Source organism: Tessaracoccus sp. MC1627 (assembly GCF_014164725.1).
Lineage (GTDB): Bacteria > Actinomycetota > Actinomycetes > Propionibacteriales > Propionibacteriaceae > Arachnia.
On record NZ_JACJGA010000002.1, the window covers coordinates 71,012 to 88,627 of the forward strand.

At 69.0% G+C, this 17,616-nt stretch carries 18 protein-coding genes; 11 read left to right on the plus strand and 7 right to left on the minus strand.

Going from position 1 to position 17,616, the window contains the following annotated elements; genetic code table 11:
• The first annotated feature begins 188 nt into the window (after positions 1-188).
• Positions 189-785 (plus strand): histidine phosphatase family protein, encoded by a 597-nt coding sequence (locus tag H5399_RS05405; RefSeq protein WP_182782029.1) that lies wholly within the window; start codon positions 189-191, stop codon positions 783-785.
• Positions 786-957: 172 nt separating this feature from the next.
• Here the strand turns inward: H5399_RS05405 and serB are convergent, their stop codons facing one another.
• The 3 genes from serB to H5399_RS05420 form a co-directional block, all read right to left on the minus strand.
• Complete coding sequence (gene serB, locus H5399_RS05410) at positions 958-1,833, minus strand: phosphoserine phosphatase SerB (protein ID WP_182782030.1); 876 nt, start codon at positions 1,831-1,833, stop codon at positions 958-960.
• Between the two features lie 77 nt (positions 1,834-1,910).
• Positions 1,911-3,329: a S1C family serine protease gene (locus H5399_RS05415; RefSeq protein WP_182782031.1), complete on the minus strand. Its 1,419-nt coding sequence runs from the start codon at positions 3,327-3,329 to the stop codon at positions 1,911-1,913.
• A gap of 105 nt (positions 3,330-3,434) precedes the next feature.
• Positions 3,435-4,427 carry a class I SAM-dependent methyltransferase gene (locus tag H5399_RS05420; protein WP_182782032.1) on the minus strand — a complete coding sequence of 331 codons (993 nt, stop codon included), beginning with the start codon at positions 4,425-4,427 and terminating at the stop codon, positions 3,435-3,437.
• An 85-nt stretch (positions 4,428-4,512) separates the two neighbouring features.
• On the opposite strand from H5399_RS05420, the gene cobA reads away from it, so the two are divergent.
• From cobA to cobS, 3 genes are read left to right on the plus strand one after another with little or no spacing between them, the layout of a single operon-like run.
• On the plus strand, positions 4,513-5,259 hold the full coding sequence (cobA, locus tag H5399_RS05425) for a uroporphyrinogen-III C-methyltransferase (protein WP_182782033.1): 747 nt from the start codon (positions 4,513-4,515) through the stop codon (positions 5,257-5,259).
• 1 nt (position 5,260) lies between these two features.
• Positions 5,261-5,890 carry a bifunctional adenosylcobinamide kinase/adenosylcobinamide-phosphate guanylyltransferase gene (cobU, locus tag H5399_RS05430; RefSeq protein WP_370585688.1) on the plus strand — a complete coding sequence of 210 codons (630 nt, stop codon included), beginning with the start codon at positions 5,261-5,263 and terminating at the stop codon, positions 5,888-5,890.
• The gene (cobS, locus tag H5399_RS05435; RefSeq protein ID WP_220490859.1) at positions 5,887-6,666 is read left to right on the plus strand and encodes an adenosylcobinamide-GDP ribazoletransferase; all 780 of its coding nucleotides are present in this window, start codon (positions 5,887-5,889) and stop codon (positions 6,664-6,666) included. The genes cobU and cobS overlap by 4 nt, the downstream gene beginning before the upstream one ends.
• Positions 6,667-6,670: 4 nt before the next feature.
• Here cobS and H5399_RS05440 read toward each other — a convergent pair whose 3' ends face one another.
• The 4 genes from H5399_RS05440 to H5399_RS05455 form a co-directional block, all read right to left on the minus strand.
• The gene (locus H5399_RS05440) at positions 6,671-7,363 is read right to left on the minus strand and encodes a 2'-5' RNA ligase family protein (RefSeq protein ID WP_182782034.1); all 693 of its coding nucleotides are present in this window, start codon (positions 7,361-7,363) and stop codon (positions 6,671-6,673) included.
• A gap of 176 nt (positions 7,364-7,539) precedes the next feature.
• Positions 7,540-8,865, minus strand: coding sequence for a PD40 domain-containing protein (locus H5399_RS05445; RefSeq protein WP_182782035.1), 1,326 nt, complete (start codon positions 8,863-8,865; stop codon positions 7,540-7,542).
• A complete protein-coding gene (locus tag H5399_RS05450) occupies positions 8,865-9,392 on the minus strand; it encodes an RNA polymerase sigma factor (RefSeq protein ID WP_182782036.1) in 528 nt (175 codons plus the stop codon). The genes H5399_RS05445 and H5399_RS05450 overlap by 1 nt, the downstream gene beginning before the upstream one ends.
• Before the next feature lie 85 nt (positions 9,393-9,477).
• Positions 9,478-10,362: a serine/threonine-protein kinase gene (locus H5399_RS05455; RefSeq protein WP_182782037.1), complete on the minus strand. Its 885-nt coding sequence runs from the start codon at positions 10,360-10,362 to the stop codon at positions 9,478-9,480.
• A gap of 255 nt (positions 10,363-10,617) precedes the next feature.
• Between H5399_RS05455 and H5399_RS05460 the strand changes: the two genes are divergently transcribed.
• The 7 genes from H5399_RS05460 (at position 10,618) to H5399_RS05490 (ending at position 17,613) form a co-directional block, all read left to right on the plus strand.
• Positions 10,618-12,174: a SulP family inorganic anion transporter gene (locus tag H5399_RS05460; RefSeq protein WP_182782038.1), complete on the plus strand. Its 1,557-nt coding sequence runs from the start codon at positions 10,618-10,620 to the stop codon at positions 12,172-12,174.
• Between the two features lie 136 nt (positions 12,175-12,310).
• Positions 12,311-12,712 carry a MerR family transcriptional regulator gene (locus H5399_RS05465; protein WP_182782039.1) on the plus strand — a complete coding sequence of 134 codons (402 nt, stop codon included), beginning with the start codon at positions 12,311-12,313 and terminating at the stop codon, positions 12,710-12,712.
• 205 nt (positions 12,713-12,917) lie between these two features.
• Positions 12,918-13,106, plus strand: coding sequence for a hypothetical protein (locus tag H5399_RS05470; RefSeq protein ID WP_182782040.1), 189 nt, complete (start codon positions 12,918-12,920; stop codon positions 13,104-13,106).
• Between the two features lie 519 nt (positions 13,107-13,625).
• Positions 13,626-14,291: a tyrosine-type recombinase/integrase gene (locus H5399_RS05475; RefSeq protein ID WP_255422114.1), complete on the plus strand. Its 666-nt coding sequence runs from the start codon at positions 13,626-13,628 to the stop codon at positions 14,289-14,291.
• A 215-nt stretch (positions 14,292-14,506) separates the two neighbouring features.
• Positions 14,507-14,941: an OsmC family protein gene (locus tag H5399_RS05480; RefSeq protein ID WP_182782042.1), complete on the plus strand. Its 435-nt coding sequence runs from the start codon at positions 14,507-14,509 to the stop codon at positions 14,939-14,941.
• A 118-nt stretch (positions 14,942-15,059) separates the two neighbouring features.
• On the plus strand, positions 15,060-16,604 hold the full coding sequence (locus H5399_RS05485; RefSeq protein WP_220490860.1) for an ABC transporter substrate-binding protein: 1,545 nt from the start codon (positions 15,060-15,062) through the stop codon (positions 16,602-16,604).
• A gap of 43 nt (positions 16,605-16,647) precedes the next feature.
• Positions 16,648-17,613 (plus strand): ABC transporter permease, encoded by a 966-nt coding sequence (locus H5399_RS05490; RefSeq protein ID WP_182782043.1) that lies wholly within the window; start codon positions 16,648-16,650, stop codon positions 17,611-17,613.
• Positions 17,614-17,616: the final 3 nt, after the last annotated feature.

Sequence of the window (17,616 nt, forward strand, 5' to 3'; positions counted from 1 at the left end):
CCATTTCCGCCGCGCGGGACTTAGTCCGATCGGCGGGCAGACCAGTGCAACGGTGTGCACTGACGGGGTGGTCAGCCCGGCTGGGCTGCCGTCATCCCATCTTTGCAGGATGCACCACGCCGCCCGGATGGGGGTGGGCAAACGTAGATTGGACCCAGGGGTCAGCCGGGCCCGACGAGAGGACAGCGATGAGCAATCCACGCACCCAACTGTGGCTCGTGCGCCATGGCGCCACCGAGTGGTCCCAGGTCGGGCGGCACACGTCCGTGACGGATCTGGGGCTTTTACCGGAGGGGCGTGACGACGCCGAACGGATGGGCGAGCGCCTTGCCGGGGAACACTTCGGCCTGGTGCTCAGCTCGCCGCGTCGCCGCGCGATGGAGACCGCCGCGCTCGCCGGTTTCCCGGCGCCTGAGATCGATCCGGACCTCGTGGAGTGGTCCTACGGTCCCGGCGAGGGGCTCACCAGCGTGCAGATCGCGGAGCGGGTCCCGGGCTGGCGGATCTGGACCCACGGCGCCCCTGCTATCGAGCGGGAGGGGTTCCCGGAGGGGGAGACCAAGGAGCACGTGGTGGAGCGGCTGGGCCGGGCGATCGACAGGGCCCGCGCAGCCGGCGAGGAGAGGGTGCTGATCTTCGGCCACGGGCACGCGCTGCGGGTGCTGTCCATGCTGTGGCTGGGTGCCCCCGTGGAGTTGGCCGCCAGCTTCCCGCTCCTGACGGGATCGCTGAGCGTGCTGGGCTGGGAGAAGGACTCGCCGGCGATCGTCCGTTGGAACAGCTAGCGAGACACTGGGGAAGCACTGATCGATGCTGTTCTCGGCGAGGACGTGCCGGGCGGGATGAGATGGCGCCACTACATCTGGTGCGTGTACTTGACGTCCATATTCAGATGGAGGGGTGTCAGATCGCCCGATCCGGTGCACCGCAGCCAGGACATGATTGGTCAGTGGTTCCCTAGGCCAGCGGTGCGCTCTTGAAGGCGAACGCGGCCACCGCGTCGAGTCGGGGGAAGTTGATCGCCACGTCGGCGTGCGCGGCGGTCACAGGCTTGGCGCAGTAGGCGATGGACAGCCCCGCGGCGTCGAACATGCCCAGGTCGTTGGCGCCGTCGCCCACCGCGACCGTCAGGGCGGGGTCCACGCCCTCCGCGTGAGCGAAGCGGAGGAGATCGCGCGCCTTCTGATCCCGATCGACGATGGGCCCGGTCACCCGACCGGTGAGCCGCTCCTCACCGTCGACGAGCTCGGTCTCGAGGGTGTTGGCGTTGAAGAAGTCCAGACCCAGGCGCTCGGCCAGCGGGGCGACGAGCTGGCTGAAGCCCCCCGAGGTCACCCCCACTCTCGCGCCGCAGCCGCGTGCCGCGGCGATCAGCTCGGCGGCCCCGTTGGAGAGGGTCATCGCCTCGCCCACAGCGGTGAAGATGCTGGTGGGGAGCCCGTGGAGGGTGGCGACGCGCTCCTCGAGGGACTGGGCGAAGTCAAGCTCGCCGCGCATCGCCCGCTCAGTGATCGCCGCCACCCGGGGGCCTACCCCGGCGTGCTCGGCCAGCAGGTCGATGGCCTCGGTGGTGGTGAGGGTGGAGTCCACATCCATGAGCATCAGCTTGGCGGGGACCCTGGCCAGCGGCCCGGTCACCACGCCGACCGCCACCTGGCCGGCCACCGCACGGAGGGCCCTGCGCAGCGCCGCGGGATCATCGTGTTCGGTGAACATGCTGATCCGCTGCCCATAGTGGGTCTCGTCGCTGATGACGTGCCCGGTGGTGGGCACGAGCGCGACGAGCGACTCCGGAATGGGCCCCATGGCGGCCAGCGTGACGCGAATCTCCATGGGGTCAGGCTATCCGGGGCTGTGGTCCGGCACCGGTGCGTAGGCCTGCGGTGGGACGCCGCGGCGCACGAGGCCGCTCACCGGGCTGCTGCGATGGGCGTGACGACGAGCTCAAGCTCCTCGCCGTCGCGCAGCACGGTGAGCGTCATGTCGCGGCCCACCCGGCCGGCGCGCACCAGCGCCACCAGCGACTCCGTCGACGTGACGGGGTTGCCGTTGACGGCGGTGACGAGGTCGCCCACCTGCATGCCCACGGCCTCGGCCGGCGACCCGGGCACCACCTCGGCGATGGCGGCGCCCATCCGGCCGGTGGTGTTGATGTCGCTGGCGCTGACCCCGATCTGCGGGTGCTCGGCGACACCGTTGGCGATCAGCTGCTCGGCCACGTACTGCACCTGGTCCGCGCCGATGGCGAAGCCGATTCCGATGTTGCCGGCGCTGTCGCTGGAGGTGGCCAGGGAGGCGATCGAGGAGGTGATGCCCACCAGTTCGCCCGCGGCGTTGACCAGCGCGCCACCCGAGTTGCCGGGGTTGATGGCCGCATTGGTCTGGATCGCCGCCGTGACCACCACGTCCTGCTGGCCCTGCCCGACGGTGCTGTTGGTGACCGCGCGCGTGGTGACGGGCCGGTTGAGGGCCGAGACGATGCCCGTGGTGACGGTGTCCGCCAGGCCGAGGGGGTTGCCGATGGCCATCACGGGATCGCCCACGGCCAGCTCCGTCTCGTCCGCGTAGGACATGACGGTGAGGTCCGACGGCGGATCCACGAGCTTGATCACGGCCAGGTCCGTGGACGGGTCCGTGCCCACCATCTCCGCCACGTAGGACGTGTCGCCCAGCAGGACGACGATCCGGGCGCCGCTGCCGCTGCCGGAGACGACGTGGTTGTTGGTGACGATGTGGCCCTCGGCGTCGATGACGACGCCCGAGCCCTGCCCTCCGGACCCGTCCTGGCCCGTCACCTGGATTGCGACGACGGCGCTGGCCGCCGCGGCCGCAACGACCGTCCAGTTGGGGCTGTTCGGGTCCGCCTGGACCACCTGGGTCTCGGTGGGGACGCTGGTGGCGGACGCACTCGCCGCGGCGGTGGCCGCGTCCTGGGCGGCGAGGCGGGCGGCCCCGAATCCGGCGCCGCCACCGACGCCGGCCGCCAGCACCGCCACGGCGACAAGGCCCGCGACCCGTGAGCGGCCCTTGGGTCGGGCGGTCGCGGTCGCGGTGGGGGTGGGCGAGGCGCCGAACGAGGCCGTGGGCTGGCCGAAGGGGTAGGCCGGCGGCGGGAAGTCGAGCCGCTGGGGCCCCTGCGTGGGGGAGCCCTGCGCGGAGAACTGCTGCGCGATGAACCCCTGCCCCTCGCTGGAGGGTCCCTGCGGCTGGACCGGCTGCTCGCCGGCCTGCGGGGTGTGCACGGGTGTGGTGGGCTCGTCGTGGCCGGGGGCGTCGACGTCCTTCCAGGCGTCACGGCTCCACGGATTGGGGTTCTGCTCGTTGCTCATCGCGGCTCCTCTGGTGGGTATGCCCTCAGGTAACCCGTCAAGTCTATGAGGCGCCTGTGAAACCCCTGAGTTGTCTCTGATAACCCCGATGGCGGGGATCGGTGGTCACCTGGCCGTGGTCACCGTGACCGTGTAGCGCGGATCCTGCTCGGCCACCTTCGTGGGGCCGACGCGCTCGTTGAGTTCCTTTCGCCACGGCAGGTGGGAGTTGAACACGCACCACAGCTGGCCGCCGGGACGCAGCACGCGGCGGGCGTCGTCGAACATCTCCAGGGTGTCGGAGGACTCCTTGGCCACCCCCTGATGGAACGGTGGGTTGGTGACGATGGCGTCCACGCTGCCATCGGCGTAGCCGTCCAGGCCGGCGCCCCAGGTGGCGTCGACGGTGAGGCGGTTGACCTCGGCGGCGACGGCGGTGGCCGCCACCGCGGACCAGCTGACGTCGCGGGCCAGGACCCGCATGCCCGCCTTGGCCAGCCACATCGAGAGCGTCCCGTTGCCGCAGCCGAAGTCCAGGACATCGTCGGCCTCGAGGCCCGCGGTGCGGCCGCCGCCCGCGAGAGCCGAGATGAGCAGGCGGGAGCCCGGGTCGATCTTGGTCCCCCCGAAGGTGGCGCCATGGGCGGCGACGGCGAAGCCGAGGTCCGCGTGCTCGCGCACCTTCGGCCAGTCCGACTCGTGCCCCTCGGGTCCCCAGGCGCGGAGCACGCGGCACTTCGAGCGGCCGAGGCTGGCGGCGACGGCGGTGAAGTGCTTGCCGAGGACCTCGTTCATGGAGCGGTTGAGGTGCCGGATCCGGGCGCCTCCCACGAAGGTGACGTCCTGGGCCCCCTGCACGAGCGCGGCCATCTCGTCGAGTGCCCCCAAAGACTTGGGGAGGCGGGCGAGCGCGACGTCCACCCCGGCAAGGTCCGAGGGGTGCTCGACGAGGAGGTCGGCGGGGACCTTGGCGGCGTCGCGCCAGTCGTCGCACCACACCCGCACGTCAGCGGTGAGCGTGAGGGCGTCGTCGACGAGCGCGGGGGAGTCCAGCAGCGCCACCGCCCCGGCTTGCTTGGGGGCTTCGTCCCAGATCAGGTCATCAACGGCGTCACGCATGGGGTGAGTCTACGGAAGCGACGCGTGGAGTGCGCCGGTCCCCGCGATCGCTAGGGTGTGGGCTGAGCGTCACGAGGAGACCCCCATGCATCACGAGTTCGCGCCCGGCAGCGTCATCCTGGTCGGCGGAGGCCCGGGGGATCCCGGTCTCATGACCGTGGCCGGCCTCGCCGCGATCCGGCAGGCCGACGTCATCGTCCACGATCGCCTGGGGGCGCTCCAATGCATGGAGGAGGCCAGGCCGAGCGCCGAGATCATCAACGTGGGCAAGATCCCGCGCGGCGACTTCACCCCGCAGGAGGAGATCAACGCCATCCTCGTGGACCGCGCGCACAGGGGCCTTCGCGTGGTGAGGCTCAAGGGAGGCGACAACTACGTCTTCGGCCGTGGCGGCGAGGAGTGGCTGGCCTGCCGTGCCGCCGGGGTGCCGGTCCGTGTCATCCCTGGGGTGACCTCCGCGGTGTCTGTCCCAGCGCTGGCCGGCATCCCCGTCACCCATCGCGGGCTCACGCAGGGCTTCGTCGTGGTCTCTGGCCACGTGCCGCCGTCTGACCCCCGCAGCGACGTCAACTGGGCGGCGCTCGCGGCCGCCAACCTCACCCTGGTGGTCCTCATGGGGGTGCAGAACCTGCCCGATATCGCGGCCGAGCTGCAACGCCACGGGCTCCCCGGCGACACCCCGTCGGCGGTGGTGGCCGACGGCACCACGCCCGGGCAGCTGACCCTGCGCGCTCCCCTGTCGCGGATCGCCGAGGAGTCGGAGAGGGCCGGGATCCGGCCGCCGGCCATCGTCGTGATCGGCGAAGTGGCCGCTCTTGAGCTCGAGGACTGAGGTGGACTTCAGCCTCCGCATCGACCCCGCCGACGAGGCCGCCATGGAGTTGCTCGCCCGCCTCGCCCAGCGCGCCGAGGTGACGCCCATGGTCCACGGCCGGGGAACGGCCCTGGTGCTGGGCGGGGCCAGGTCTGGCAAGTCGTCGTGGGCCGAAGCCCAGCTGGCGGGGGCGGCGGACGTCGAGTACGTGGCCACCTCCGAGGTGCTCGACGGCGACGCGGAGTGGGCCGAGCGCGTCGCCCTCCACGTGGCCCGCAGGCCACCGTCGTGGCGGACCACCGAGACGAAGGACCTCGCGGCGGTGCTGGATGCCGACGATCCCGCCGCGGTTCTGATCGACTGCGCGGCCGTCTGGCTGGACCGTGTCCTCTTCGACGCCGGCGCCTGGGACGACGCGCCGGGCTGGCGGGAGCGGGTGGAGGCGGAGGTGTCGCGGCTTGACGATGCGCTGGTGCGTACCGGCCGCGACGTGATCGTGGTGAGCAACGAGGTGGGGTCGGGCATCGTCCCGGCCACGCCGTCGGGGCGGCTCTACCGTGACGAACTGGGCCGGCTGAACGCCCGCCTGGCCGCCGTCTGCGGCGAGGTGTGGCTGTGCACGGCGGGGATCGCCAGGCGGCTCAAGTGAGGGGATTCGTGGCCGCGTTGGGCCTGTTCACGGTGATTCCGGTGCCGCCCGTGGCCGAGATCGACCGCGGGCTGGCCGGGCGCGCCATGGCGGCGTTCCCGTGGGTTGGGCTTCTGGTGGGGGCGCTGGCCGGGGCGGTGCTGTGGGGTGTGGTCGCCCTGGGGGCGGGCGGATGGTTGGGCGCGGCGCTGGCGCTCGCCGTCGTCGCGCTCCTCACGGGGGCGCTGCACCTGGACGGGCTGGCCGATACGGCCGACGGCTTGGGGTCGCGGAAGCCCGCCGCGGAGGCGTTGGTGATCATGCGCAGGTCCGACATCGGGCCGATGGGCGTGGTCGCGCTGGCCCTGGCGCTGCTGATCGACGGCGCAGCGCTGGCGTCGCTGGCAGAGCGGGGCGGGCTGCTGGCGGCGGGGGCCTTGACTGTCGCGGCGATGGTGGGCCGCGGCGTGGTCACGCTGGCCACAGTGTCGCGGGCGTCGGCACGGCAGCATGGATTCGGGGCGCTGTTCATCGGCGCCACCTCGCGCGCCACGGCGGTCCTCACCGGGGTCGCGGTGGTGGGTGTCGCGGCGGGGGTCGGTGCGCTGGCCTTTGGCTTGAGCGGCGCAGCGGTGTTCGTGGGCGCGACGGTCGCGGCGGGCGGGGTCGGGTTCCTGTGGGCCCGCCACCTGCGCCGGCGACTCGGCGGGATGACGGGCGACGTGTTCGGATCCATCGTCGAGGTCACTCTGGCCGCGTTCCTGATCCTGGTGGCCTTGCTTAACAGGGCTGTCTAGGCCCTCAGCCGGTGTGGCCTGCCGCCCGCGACCGCGCGGACAGGGCTCCGTCACGGGTGAAACCGGGCAGCTCCGACTCGACCATCCACGTCCCATCGGCCAGCGAGAGGCGCCCGAGCGTGGTGAGGGGGCCCGCGATGTCGTGGGTCTCATAGGCCAGCAGGAGCCACTCCCGGACCTCCACATCCACGGCTGGCGGCGCCCAGCCGTCGACCCGGGCCGCGATGTCGGTCAGGGGCCGCGACACCGAGTAGTGCCCGACGGTGACGTGCGGCACGTACCCGCCGCCGCCCACGGCGAAGGCCCGATGGGCCGCGTGCAGCTCGGGCGCCTCGGCGGCCAGATACGGCACCATCGGGAACGACCCCAACCCCGCGACCCTGACCGTGAACGGCCCCGCGGCGAGCCGGCGCAGCGCCGCGACATCCGAGGCCAGCCGCCCTGGTCCGTACGGCTCCTCGCCGGGGCGGGCGCCGGGGGAGGGTGCGAGACCCGCGTAGGCGACGGTGACGTGTGGCTGCCGGTCGTAGCGGGGGAGGAGGACGTCGGCCAGGCGCCCGCGCGCCTCCCCGACCCCTGCACGGACCGCGTCGACGTCCGCATCGACGGCCCACACCATCGCGTGCCTGCATCCGCCGTGCCATTCGGGGAAATCGCGGTCCTCGCAGGCGACGGTGCGTTGGCTCGATGATTCCACGACCCCATCATGACGGGAGGGTCGGGTTTGTGTGTCTGCAACTTGCTACCCATAGAGCGGCATCTGCGCATATATGCAGAAGCCGCCCTATGGATAGCAAGTTGCAGACCCCTCGTCGTCAACGACACCGGCAGGCTGGCGAACAGACGATTCACGGTAAGCCTCCGATCAGGGCTTCACTTGCCTTGGGTGCTCCAACTCTGGAACGTGTTCCATGGTTGGCCGATGTGGCCGCCGACGCCGAGGACGTCGTCGAGGACCACGGGCGGAGAGGAGCTGTCCACCGGCACGGCAAGGATTCCGTAGCCGGGGTAGGACCACGCTATGTACAGCAGGGCCTTGCCGTCGGGCGACCAACTGACGCTGTACGGCGCCCATACCTGGACCTTCCCGCCGTGTGTGGTCTGCGGGGCCGGGATCACAGTCTGGGTCCCGAACGGTGTGCGGGGGTCGTCGCCGCCGACGGTGACGACGACAGCCTCGTGTTCGTCCAGGCAGATCCGCTCCTGCCCGGCCTCGTCCACGTAGGTGTCGCAGCTCCGCTGGAACGCCACGCGGTCTCCGTCCGGGGACCAGACTGGGCCGATGCTGTTGCCCACCTGGTAAGCGGCCACCAGGGTGCGCTGATTGGATCCATCGGTGCCCATCAGCACCAGGTCGTCGGATCCGGGAGCGTCTCTCCCCGGGCCGTATTGGACGACCAGGGACCTGCCGTCGGGCGAGATCGCCAGGGCCGTCGCGCGTGAGGTTCCGTCCACGGATCGTGTGGTGCCCGTTTCCGCCGAGTAGATCGAGATGCGGCCGCTGGCGATGAACAGTTCCGACGATCGCGGCGCCCACTCCAGGTCTGTGGCCCTGAGCCCGGGAAGCCGGGTGATGTCGTTGGTCTTGGTGTCCACCACCCAGACCTGAGTCACGCCGAACTCAGAGTCACCCAAGTCGGCGCCGAACGCCAGCCAGCGGCCATCCGAGGACCAGACCGCGCAGGGCGGGTGGACGACGCCGTCGAGGGTGAGCGAGGTCGTGCGGGTGGGCTCCCCATCGGCCGTCAGATCGGTGATGTTGAGGCTTGCGACAACCCGACCTGCGTCGTCCTCGCCGGTCACCTGCCCGGACACAAGTCTCCTGCCGTCGGGGGAGAAGGCAGGACAGATCTGATCGGCGTCGTCGGCCTCGGACCCGAGGATGCGACGAGCCGGCGAGCCCTGCTTCACCAGGTAGATGTCTGCGCCACGCTCGCCGGCAGCGAACGCCACCCAGCCGCTCCAGAGGGTGGTGGTGGGGGCGGGAATGGCACTTGCGGCTGCGGGTGAGTCCGGTTCGCGGACGGTCCAGGTCAGGAAGGCACCCGCCACCGCACCCACCAGGAGCAACGCCACCCCCGCGCCCGCCGCGCGCAAGGTGCGCGTGCCCGCCGGGCGGATGCGCTCAGTACCGGCCAACACCAGATCACGCATCTCGTCGTGCTCGAAGCGGGAGAGCCCGCCGTCGTCCGTCCTCATCAGGCCTCCATCGCCAGAATCTCATCGCGCAGCTTCGCCCGTGCCTGAGCGAGCCGGGACTTCACGGTTCCCTCCGGGATGCCGAGCGTCAGAGCCGTCGCACGCTCCGGGTATCCCTCGAGCACTCTGAGGACCACCACGCTCTGCTCGCGAGCGGGCAACCTCTTCAATGCGGCAAGAACGCCGCTGTCGTCACTTCCGGAGAGTTCTTCCCGCGGATCCTTCGTCGGGGCGCGCGCGATCAACGTCCGATATCGACGGCTCGATCGCTCCAGGTTGCGGGCAGTGTGAGACACCGTGTTGAGCAGCCACGGCAGCGGTGAGCCGTCCACCAGCCGGACCGCGGATCGCTTGCGCCACAACTCGAAGAACGCGATCGTGACCGCGTCTTTCGCGTCCTCGCGCACCGTGAGCAGACGGCTGGCGTGGCGGAACAGACGCGCCTCGTGCCGATCGAAGAGGGCGGCCAACGCCACCGGGTCGCCGGCGCGGACCCGCACCCAGTCCGCCGCGTCGACATCGCTCATACCTTGTGGTGTCCGCCGACGGCGGAAGGGTTCCCAGTGGTCGCCAGGAATTCTCGAGCCGGTGCTTCTGCCCCGGGAACTCGGATCAGTCGTCGAGCAGCGCGCGCCTGGGGAGGTCCGACTGCGCCATCGCCGCCTCCAGGCCCGCTGGGTGAAGGGGATCGCTCGCCGGGTCCTCCAGCATCCGCGCGATGAGTGCCGCGGAGGGGCGCTGATCGGGCTCCTTGGCGAGGCAGGCCGTCACGAGCGTCACCAGATCCTCCGGCGTGCCGGGAGGCAGGGGCGGCGGGGGGTCCTGCACATGGGCCAGCGCTGTGGCGATCGGCGTCAGGCGATCGAACGGCTTGGTAGTGGTCAGCATCTCGTGCGCAAGGACGCCCAGGCTGTAGATGTCGGCGGCGGGTCCGGTGGTCTGCCCCAGGGCCTGCTCAGGGCTCAGGTAGTGCGCGGTGCCGAGTACCTGGCCGGTCAGGGTGCGCGAGTCGGCGTCGAGGGAGCGGGCGATGCCGAAATCCATCAGCTGGGCGTGGCTCCCGTTGACCATCACGTTGGCCGGCTTCATGTCGCGGTGGACGATCCCGGCCTCGTGTGCCAGGGCCAGAGCCGAGGCCAGCTGCCGGATGAGGTGACGGACTTCGTCCGCGCCCAACGGGCCGTCGGCCAGCAGGGTGGCGAGGTTGGGCCCGTCCACGAACTCCATCACCAGGCAGGACAGGCCTTCGTGTTCGAGGAAGTCGTACACAGTCACGATGTTGGGGTGGGACAGTTGCGCGGCGAATCGGGCCTCGTCGCGGAACCGTTCGGCGAGAGCCAACTCGTGCTGGGTGTGCGGGTGCATGATCTTCAGCGCGACCCGTCGGTCCAGGGTGTCGTCGACCGCCTCCCACACTTGGCCCATGCCGCCGGAAGCGACATGGCGGATCAGCCGATATCGCTCCGAGAGCACCAGTCCCGGACACAGTCGCTGCATCCCAACCTCCACCATTGACCATCGAGACCGCCGGCTTGGCTCCGCCACTACCGGTTCGCTGAGCGGCCTACGGGGATTCGGTCGAGTCTCAGCCTAATACCTGGCGGCCGGATTCCACTCTCGAGGTCAGATGTCCGCTGTGCGCAGGCACCCCAATGCGGCTGGGGCTCGATTGGGGCGCAACTCTGACGTTGGGGTAGAGTTCGTGGCGGTGTCAGGCCAACGTCGACGCCCCCATCCCAATGAAGGAGCCATATGGCTGAGTCGAGCGCGCCCGCATCTGTCCGGGACACCCATCCGTTGGTCCCAGAGGCGGGTGAGCGGGAGACCTCCACGTGGGCGGCTCTGCGCAGCCCGCGTCGCCTGCGCACCGAGGTGCTGGCCGGCCTGGTGGTGGCGTTGGCGCTGATTCCGGAGGCGATCTCGTTCTCGATCATCGCCGGTGTGGACCCGCGGGTGGGGCTGTTCTCGAGTTTCGTGATGGCGATCACGATCTCGATCGTGGGTGGGCGTCCGGCCATGATCTCGGCCGCGACAGGGGCGATCGCCCTCGTCATCGCGCCCGTTGCTCGCGAGTACGGCCTGGACTACTTCCTGGCCACCGTCATCCTCGCCGGGGTGCTGCAGATTGTGCTGTCCCTCTTGGGCGTCGCGAAGTTGATGCGCTTCGTGCCGCGGATGGTGATGGTGGGCTTCGTCAACGCGCTGGCCATCCTCATCTTCATGGCGCAGGTCCCGCACCTGCTCGGGGTGCCGTGGCTGGTGTACCCGATGGTCGCCCTCGGGCTGGTGATCATGATGGTCCTTCCGAGGCTCACCACGATGGTCCCGGCGCCGCTGGTCGCCATCGTCGTCATCACCACGCTGGTCGTGGGTGCCGGGTGGGATCTGCCGTCGGTCTCCGATCAGGGGGAGCTTCCGAGCTCGCTGCCGGCGCTGCTCCTGCCGCAGGTGCCGCTGACGCTCGAGACCCTGCAGATCATCGCCCCCTATGCCCTGGCGATGGCGCTGGTCGGCATCCTCGAGTCGTTGATGACCGCCAAGCTCGTCGACGGCATCACCGACACCCACTCGAACAAGACCCGCGAGGGCTGGGGCCAGGGCATCGCCAACGTTCTCTCGGGTTTCTTCGGCGGCATGGGCGGCTGCGCGATGATCGGCCAGACCATGATCAACGTGAAGGTCTCCGGTGCCCGCACCCGGATCTCGACGTTCCTCGCGGGCGTGTTCCTGCTGATCCTGGTGGTCGGGTTCGGCCCGGCGGTCGGGATGATCCCGATGGCGGCGCTCGTCGCGGTGATGATCATGGTGTCGGTGGCCACGATGGACTGGCACAGCATCCACCCCGCGACGCTGAAGCGGATGCCGCACAGCGAGAACATCGTGATGTTCCTCACCGTCGCAGTGACGGTGCTGACGCACAACCTCGCGTATGGCGTGATCGTGGGCGTGAACGCCGCCATCATCGTCTTCGCCCGGCGGGTGGTGCGGTTCGCATCGGTGGAGAAGGTGACCGAGACCGACGTCGACGGCGACGGGACCATTGATGTCCGGATGTACAAGGTCACAGGTGAGATGTTCTTCGCCACCAGCAACGATCTCGTGTACCAGTTCGACTACGCGGGTGACCCGAAGCGTGTCGTGATCGACTTCTCGGAGAGTCACATCTGGGACGCGTCCACCGTCGCGGCGCTCGACGCGGTGCAGACGAAGTACGAGCGGATGGGCAAAACGGTGGAGATCGTCGGACTCAACAGATCGTCTGCGGCCCGCCACAACCTCCTGACGGGGCAGCTCGGCGAAACCCACTGAGCCTAGGGGCAGACCAGGGCGCATCGCCGAGCACGACCGGGGTCCCCATCTGATCTCCCGGGAGTACCCTCCTCCGACGAGAGGGTTCAGAGGTGCTGCCCGCTGGCGTCACTCCAGCGTGCGGCACACTGGGGGCATGACCCAGCCCGAGTCGCATGCGCCCACCCTCCAGATCGGTGCCGTCGCGGAGCGCACCGGGCTCTCGATCAGGACGCTGCGGCACTACGACGAGGTCGGTCTGGTGCGCCCGAGCGGCCGGTCCGTCGGCGGGTTCCGGCTCTACACCCACGACGACGTCAGCCGGCTGCTGCTGATCCGGAGGATGAAGCCCCTCGGGTTCAGCCTGGAGGAGATGGTGTCGCTGCTCGAGACCGCTGACGCCCACCGGGCTCTGCCCACCGCGGACACTGCTGCCGCGCTGGCGGACCATGTCCGGGTTGCCTCTGAGCGCCGCGACGACCTGGCTCTGCAGGTGGCGAAAGCTGACGAGTTCATCGCTCAGTTGCGCGGACTCGGCGGAGACCCGGCTGCCTCCTGAGCGGAGTCGAGCCACCGCGCAGCGGCGCCCAGCCGCTAGAGCCACCCTTGGGTACGCCAATGGGCCAGGAGCGCGTCCACTGTCTCCATCGCCTCCGCCGGTAGGCGGGAATCCTGCGCCAACGCCGCCAGCCGCTCTCGGCCTATCGCCGCACCCAGAGACGCCAGCCGGGTGAACGGATCCAGCCTGATCGCCAGACGTTGCTGTGGCCACCCTCGATGAGGGTCGGACGGTCGTGACGCTGACCGAGGACAAGGGCGTGCAGCGTTGCGCCATCTACCCGGAGGCTCTGCTCGACCACTCCTGCAACGTCGCGGGCCGCAACCTCACGCAGGCGGAGTGGAGCACCGCGCTTCCCGACCTCCCGTACGCGCAGACGTGTCCGGGGCGGTGAGAGTCTGCCTCCTGAGCGTGGGAGGCGTTACTGGCGTCCCGCCTCCGCGGCTCTTGCATCCGCAAGGCAGTAGCCTTCTCCACCCCGGCACGAACGCAGGAGCGGTATCGCTCGATGGTCCATCCGCGCGTCGGCAGCAGCGAACGTTCGGCGGCCGGTCAGGCTACGCGGGTTGCGAGTCGTCTAGTTGAGCGCCGATCCTGGCATGAGAGCCGTGGCGGACTTGTCTGGGCCAGCCAGTTGTGACAGGAGGAGGTCTCGAGCCAGAGTGGACACTGGGAGCCCCGCGCTGCACGGCCAGCACCATGGAGACTGATATCATCAGATATCGACCGCGATAGAGGTGAGCCAGGCTTACGACCTACTTCGGGCGATCATGAACGCGGCAGTTGAGGCTGAGTTAATCGATGTGAACCCGGTGCGGGTGAAGGCAGCCACGCAGCCACGCAGGCACAGGCCTCTCGTGAGCGCGACCTCGACCCGCTGCCCATCGAGGTGCTCTACGCAGTGGCGAACCAAATGCCGGAACATTGGCGCCTGGGTGTTCTGCTTGGGGGCGTTCTGGGGCTGCGCTCTGGCGAGATCCGAGCATTGCGGCGCGGTGACTTCAGCCTCTCCGGCGACCTTCCCACGGTGAAGGTCCACCAATCAGTGAAGGAGTCAGAGGGTACGGTCGAACTCGGCCCGCTGAAGACAGCCCGCAAGGGGATAGCCACACGCACCCTTCCGATACCAGCGGCACTCCTCGAAGACGTCAGGACGCACCTGCGTCGGCACGCCCAGTTGGGCAGGTCCGGGCTTCTGTTCTGGAGAAGCAAAGACGGCGACCTTGTGAAGTCCGTGGATTGGCTCCGAGCCTTCAAGAAGGCCTGCCATGCGGCGGCGGACCAGATGCAGGCCACCGCGGCCCTCGTCCACGCACGGACTGGCGAGCCAGAGTCGGATGAGTCGCAGCGGATCCGCGAGTTGCTGACCGGTCACGGTGGGTACGTCTTCCACGGCACAAGGGTGACCGGCCTCACCTGGGCCTATAGGTTGTCAGGAGGAAACCTCCGAGCGGTGCAGGCAATCGCTGGCCACACCTCACCCAAAATGGCTCTGCGATACCAGCGGGCCGAGATGGACTATTTGGCAGCCGTAGCGGCAAACGTGTCGACCATGATCGAGGGTCGGTCGGTCCAGTAGCTGGGTTCAACCGGCGCGAGTGAAGGACAAGCTGAGGGCAGTCCGCCTCCGGCCTTCCGAGTCAGCAGCAGCGCCTGTGGATCGGGCTGGACCAGAGGTGATGTTGATGGACGAGCCGTGCTCGCCCCGGACACGATCTCGACGGAGGATCTGATGAGGCCCCTTCAGGCCCTCTTGCCGGAAGACCTAGGCTGGGCGGGACGAAGGAGGACTGAATGATCGAAGAGACCCGTCGCCCCACCGCTGTGCAGGTGACGCGCTTGAGTCATCTGAGTTTCGAGGCCCGGAACGAGCGCGGGGGCTCTGTCCCGATCGGGAGCGGCGACAGCAGCGAGTTCACCCCGGTGGAGCTGTTGATGGCGGCGATCGCCGCCTGCGGCGCGATCGATGTGGATCTGATCACGCATCGTCGCTCCGAGCCGGACGTGTTCAATGTCGACGTCACGGCCTCGAGGGTGAAGGACTCCACCGGGAACCGGCTGGAGGACATCGAGGTGACTTTCAGCATCACCTTCCCGGAGGGCGAGGACGGGGATCGCGCGCGCCTCTTGCTTGGGCGCGGTATTGAGCAGGCGCATGATCGGCTGTGCACGGTGTCGCGGACCATCGAGCTCGGCACCCCTGTCACGATGAAGGGCTCCGACGTCTGAGGGCGCGATGTCGTCCGCCTGCGGCGAAATCGATCTCCCACAAGGAATGATTCTGCCTCCGCGGGTGTTGGCAGTCGTGCGAGGCAAAGCTCGCGAGCCATACCGGAAGGACCTTTTGATGAATCACCCACGTCATGTCGTGCGAGCCCTGGCAGGGATGTTGGCCGCCGGCCTCATGCTGACGGGGTGCGCCAGTCCTTCCGGTAACGAGACCGCCAGCGTCGGCTCGTCGTCCGCGGGCAGTGCCCCGGCGGCGTTCGACGCGGAGGCGTCAATCGAGATCGGTTCCCTGTACGAGCCCAGCAACCTCAGCAACGTTGACGCGGGCGGTCAGGGCGTCACGGAGGCCTTCAATGGCAACGTGTACGAGTCGTTGATCAAGCTCAACGACGACGGCTCGCTGACCAACCTGTTGGCCGAGGACTACCAGGTCAGCGACGACGGTCTGACCTATACCTTCACCCTCCGCGACGGGGTCCCCTTCCATTCTGGGAAGGAGCTCACCTCAGCCGATGTGAAGGCCAGCTTCGAGCGCGTCACCTCGGAGGCGTCGCAGGCGGCGCGCAAGAGCAGCTACGCCGTCGTCGAGTCGGTGGCCACCCCAGACGATAAGACGGTCGAGTTCACGCTGAAGAACCGCTCGATCTCGTTTCCCTACCTGATGGCCTACGTCTGGATCGTGAACCCTGACCTCGCCGACGCCAAGGCGGAGGCCGACGGCACAGGTCCCTACGTGTTCGACGAGTGGCAGCGGGGCAGCACCCTCAGCATCGTCCGCAACGACGACTACTGGGGCGAGCCGGCGAAGAACGCCCGCGCCACGTTCCACTACTTCACCGACGCGAGTGCCGAGTCGAACGCACTGCTGACCGGTGAGATCGATCTGGTCACCACGATCCAGAGCCCCGACGCGCTGACCCCGTTCGAGGGTAGCGGCGAGTTCCAGATCAGCGAGGGCACCTCCACCACCAAGGAGCTCCTGGCGTTCAACGATCGCGTGGCCCCGTTCGACGACGCCCGCGTCCGTCGCGCTGTGTACTCCGCCGTCGACCGCGAGAAGCTGTTGGAGTCCATCTGGGCGGGCCGCGGCCAGCTCATCGGCTCCATGGTGCCCCCCACTGACCCGTGGTACGAGGACCTGACCTCGGTCAACCCGTACGACCCGCAGTTGTCCAAGCAACTGCTCGACGAGGCGGGCCTGGCCGACGGGTTCACGTTCACGCTGCAGACGCCCAACTACGACCCGCACCCGGCCGTGGCCGAGTTCTTGAAGTCCGAGCTCGCGAAGGTGGGCATCACCGTCGACATCAAGGTGATCACGGCCGACGAGTGGTACTCCGTGGTGTTCAAGGAGCGGGCGTTCGAGGCCACCCTGCAGGAGCACGTCAACGACCGCGACGTGGTGTGGTACGGCAACCCGGACTTCTACTGGGGCTACGACAACGCCGACGTGCAGCGTCTCGTGGGCGAGGCCGAGCAGGCCGCCACTCCGGAGGAGCAGGCCGCCAAGCTGAAGGAGGCCAACACCATCATCGCCACGGAGGCGGCCAGCAACTGGCTCTACCTCTATCCGCAGATCGTGGTGGCGAGCAGCGAGGTGTCCGGGTTCCCGGTCAACGGCCTGAACTCGCAGTTCTACGTGTACAACATCACCAAGGCCTGAGTAGTTCTGAGCCTCACAACACAGGAGGGCGGTGTGCCGGACCATGGGTAATTACCTGGCCCGGCGCGCCGCCTTCCTGCTGATGTCGTTCGTGCTGGCGATGCTGCTGATCTTCGTTCTGCTGCGGCTCCTGCCCGGTGACCCCGCCAACGCCCTGCTCTCGGTCGACGCCACCCCGGAGCAGGTCGAGGCCGCGCAACAGCAGGTGGGCTCCAACCTTCCCGTCCACGAACAGCTGGCGCGGTGGGTCGGAGACGTGATGCGACTCGACCTGGGCAACTCGTTCATCTCCGGCGCCCCAGTGCTGCCCGACATCGTGTCCCGGTTGGAGGTGACTCTGCCGCTGACTCTGATCTCCTTCGTCATCTCTGTGCTCCTCGCCAGCGGGATCGGGTACGTCGCGGCGGCTCGGTCTCACACGCGGCTAGGGGTCGCCGTGACGGCTGTGTCGCAGTTCGGCATCGCGGTGCCCGTTTTCTGGATCGGGATCCTGCTGGTGTGGCTGTTCGCGTTGGAGCTTCGGCTGTTCCCGTCCGGGGGGTTCCCGCGGGAGGGATGGGCTGACCCGCTCGCGGCGCTTCGTTCCCTGTTCCTCCCTGCCACCACGATCGTCGTTGTCATGACTGCCTCGCTGGTGCGGTATGTCCGATCGGCGACGCTTGACGTTCTGGAGAGCGACTATCTCCGCAATGCGCAGGCGTTGGGTAGCGGCTTCGGCGAGGCGTTCCTGCGCCACGGGGTCCGCAACGCCTCGGTGCCCGTCATCTCGATCCTGGGGATCGAGCTCGCGTCCACACTGCTTGGCGCCGTCGTGGTGGAGAGCGTGTTCACGCTGCCCGGGTTGGGGAGCATGCTGACCAAGGCCATCGCCCAGCACGACTACCCCAGCATCCAGGGGATCCTCCTGGTGACCACGTTCTTCGTGCTGATCGTCGGTTTCGCCGCCGACGTGGTGCAGCGCCTCGTCGACCCGCGCCTGCGGTCCAGCCTCTCCGGGGCGCACGCGTGAGCG

Excerpts from the sequence above, each read along its gene's own strand:
- H5399_RS05405 (WP_182782029.1), top strand. The coding sequence starts at position 189 with ATGAGCAATCCACGCACCCAACTGTGGCTCGTGCGCCATGGCGCCACC.
- H5399_RS05455 (WP_182782037.1), bottom strand. The coding sequence starts at position 10,362 with ATGCAGCGACTGTGTCCGGGACTGGTGCTCTCGGAGCGATATCGGCTG.
- H5399_RS05445 (WP_182782035.1), bottom strand. The coding sequence starts at position 8,865 with ATGAGGACGGACGACGGCGGGCTCTCCCGCTTCGAGCACGACGAGATG.
- H5399_RS05420 (WP_182782032.1), bottom strand. The coding sequence starts at position 4,427 with ATGCGTGACGCCGTTGATGACCTGATCTGGGACGAAGCCCCCAAGCAA.
- H5399_RS05460 (WP_182782038.1), top strand. The coding sequence starts at position 10,618 with ATGGCTGAGTCGAGCGCGCCCGCATCTGTCCGGGACACCCATCCGTTG.
- serB (WP_182782030.1), bottom strand. The coding sequence starts at position 1,833 with ATGGAGATTCGCGTCACGCTGGCCGCCATGGGGCCCATTCCGGAGTCG.
- H5399_RS05485 (WP_220490860.1), top strand. The coding sequence starts at position 15,060 with ATGAATCACCCACGTCATGTCGTGCGAGCCCTGGCAGGGATGTTGGCC.
- H5399_RS05480 (WP_182782042.1), top strand. The coding sequence starts at position 14,507 with ATGATCGAAGAGACCCGTCGCCCCACCGCTGTGCAGGTGACGCGCTTG.
- H5399_RS05465 (WP_182782039.1), top strand. The coding sequence starts at position 12,311 with ATGACCCAGCCCGAGTCGCATGCGCCCACCCTCCAGATCGGTGCCGTC.
- H5399_RS05490 (WP_182782043.1), top strand. The coding sequence starts at position 16,648 with ATGGGTAATTACCTGGCCCGGCGCGCCGCCTTCCTGCTGATGTCGTTC.
- H5399_RS05415 (WP_182782031.1), bottom strand. The coding sequence starts at position 3,329 with ATGAGCAACGAGCAGAACCCCAATCCGTGGAGCCGTGACGCCTGGAAG.
- H5399_RS05475 (WP_255422114.1), top strand. The coding sequence starts at position 13,626 with ATGCCGGAACATTGGCGCCTGGGTGTTCTGCTTGGGGGCGTTCTGGGG.
- H5399_RS05450 (WP_182782036.1), bottom strand. The coding sequence starts at position 9,392 with ATGAGCGATGTCGACGCGGCGGACTGGGTGCGGGTCCGCGCCGGCGAC.
- cobA (WP_182782033.1), top strand. The coding sequence starts at position 4,513 with ATGCATCACGAGTTCGCGCCCGGCAGCGTCATCCTGGTCGGCGGAGGC.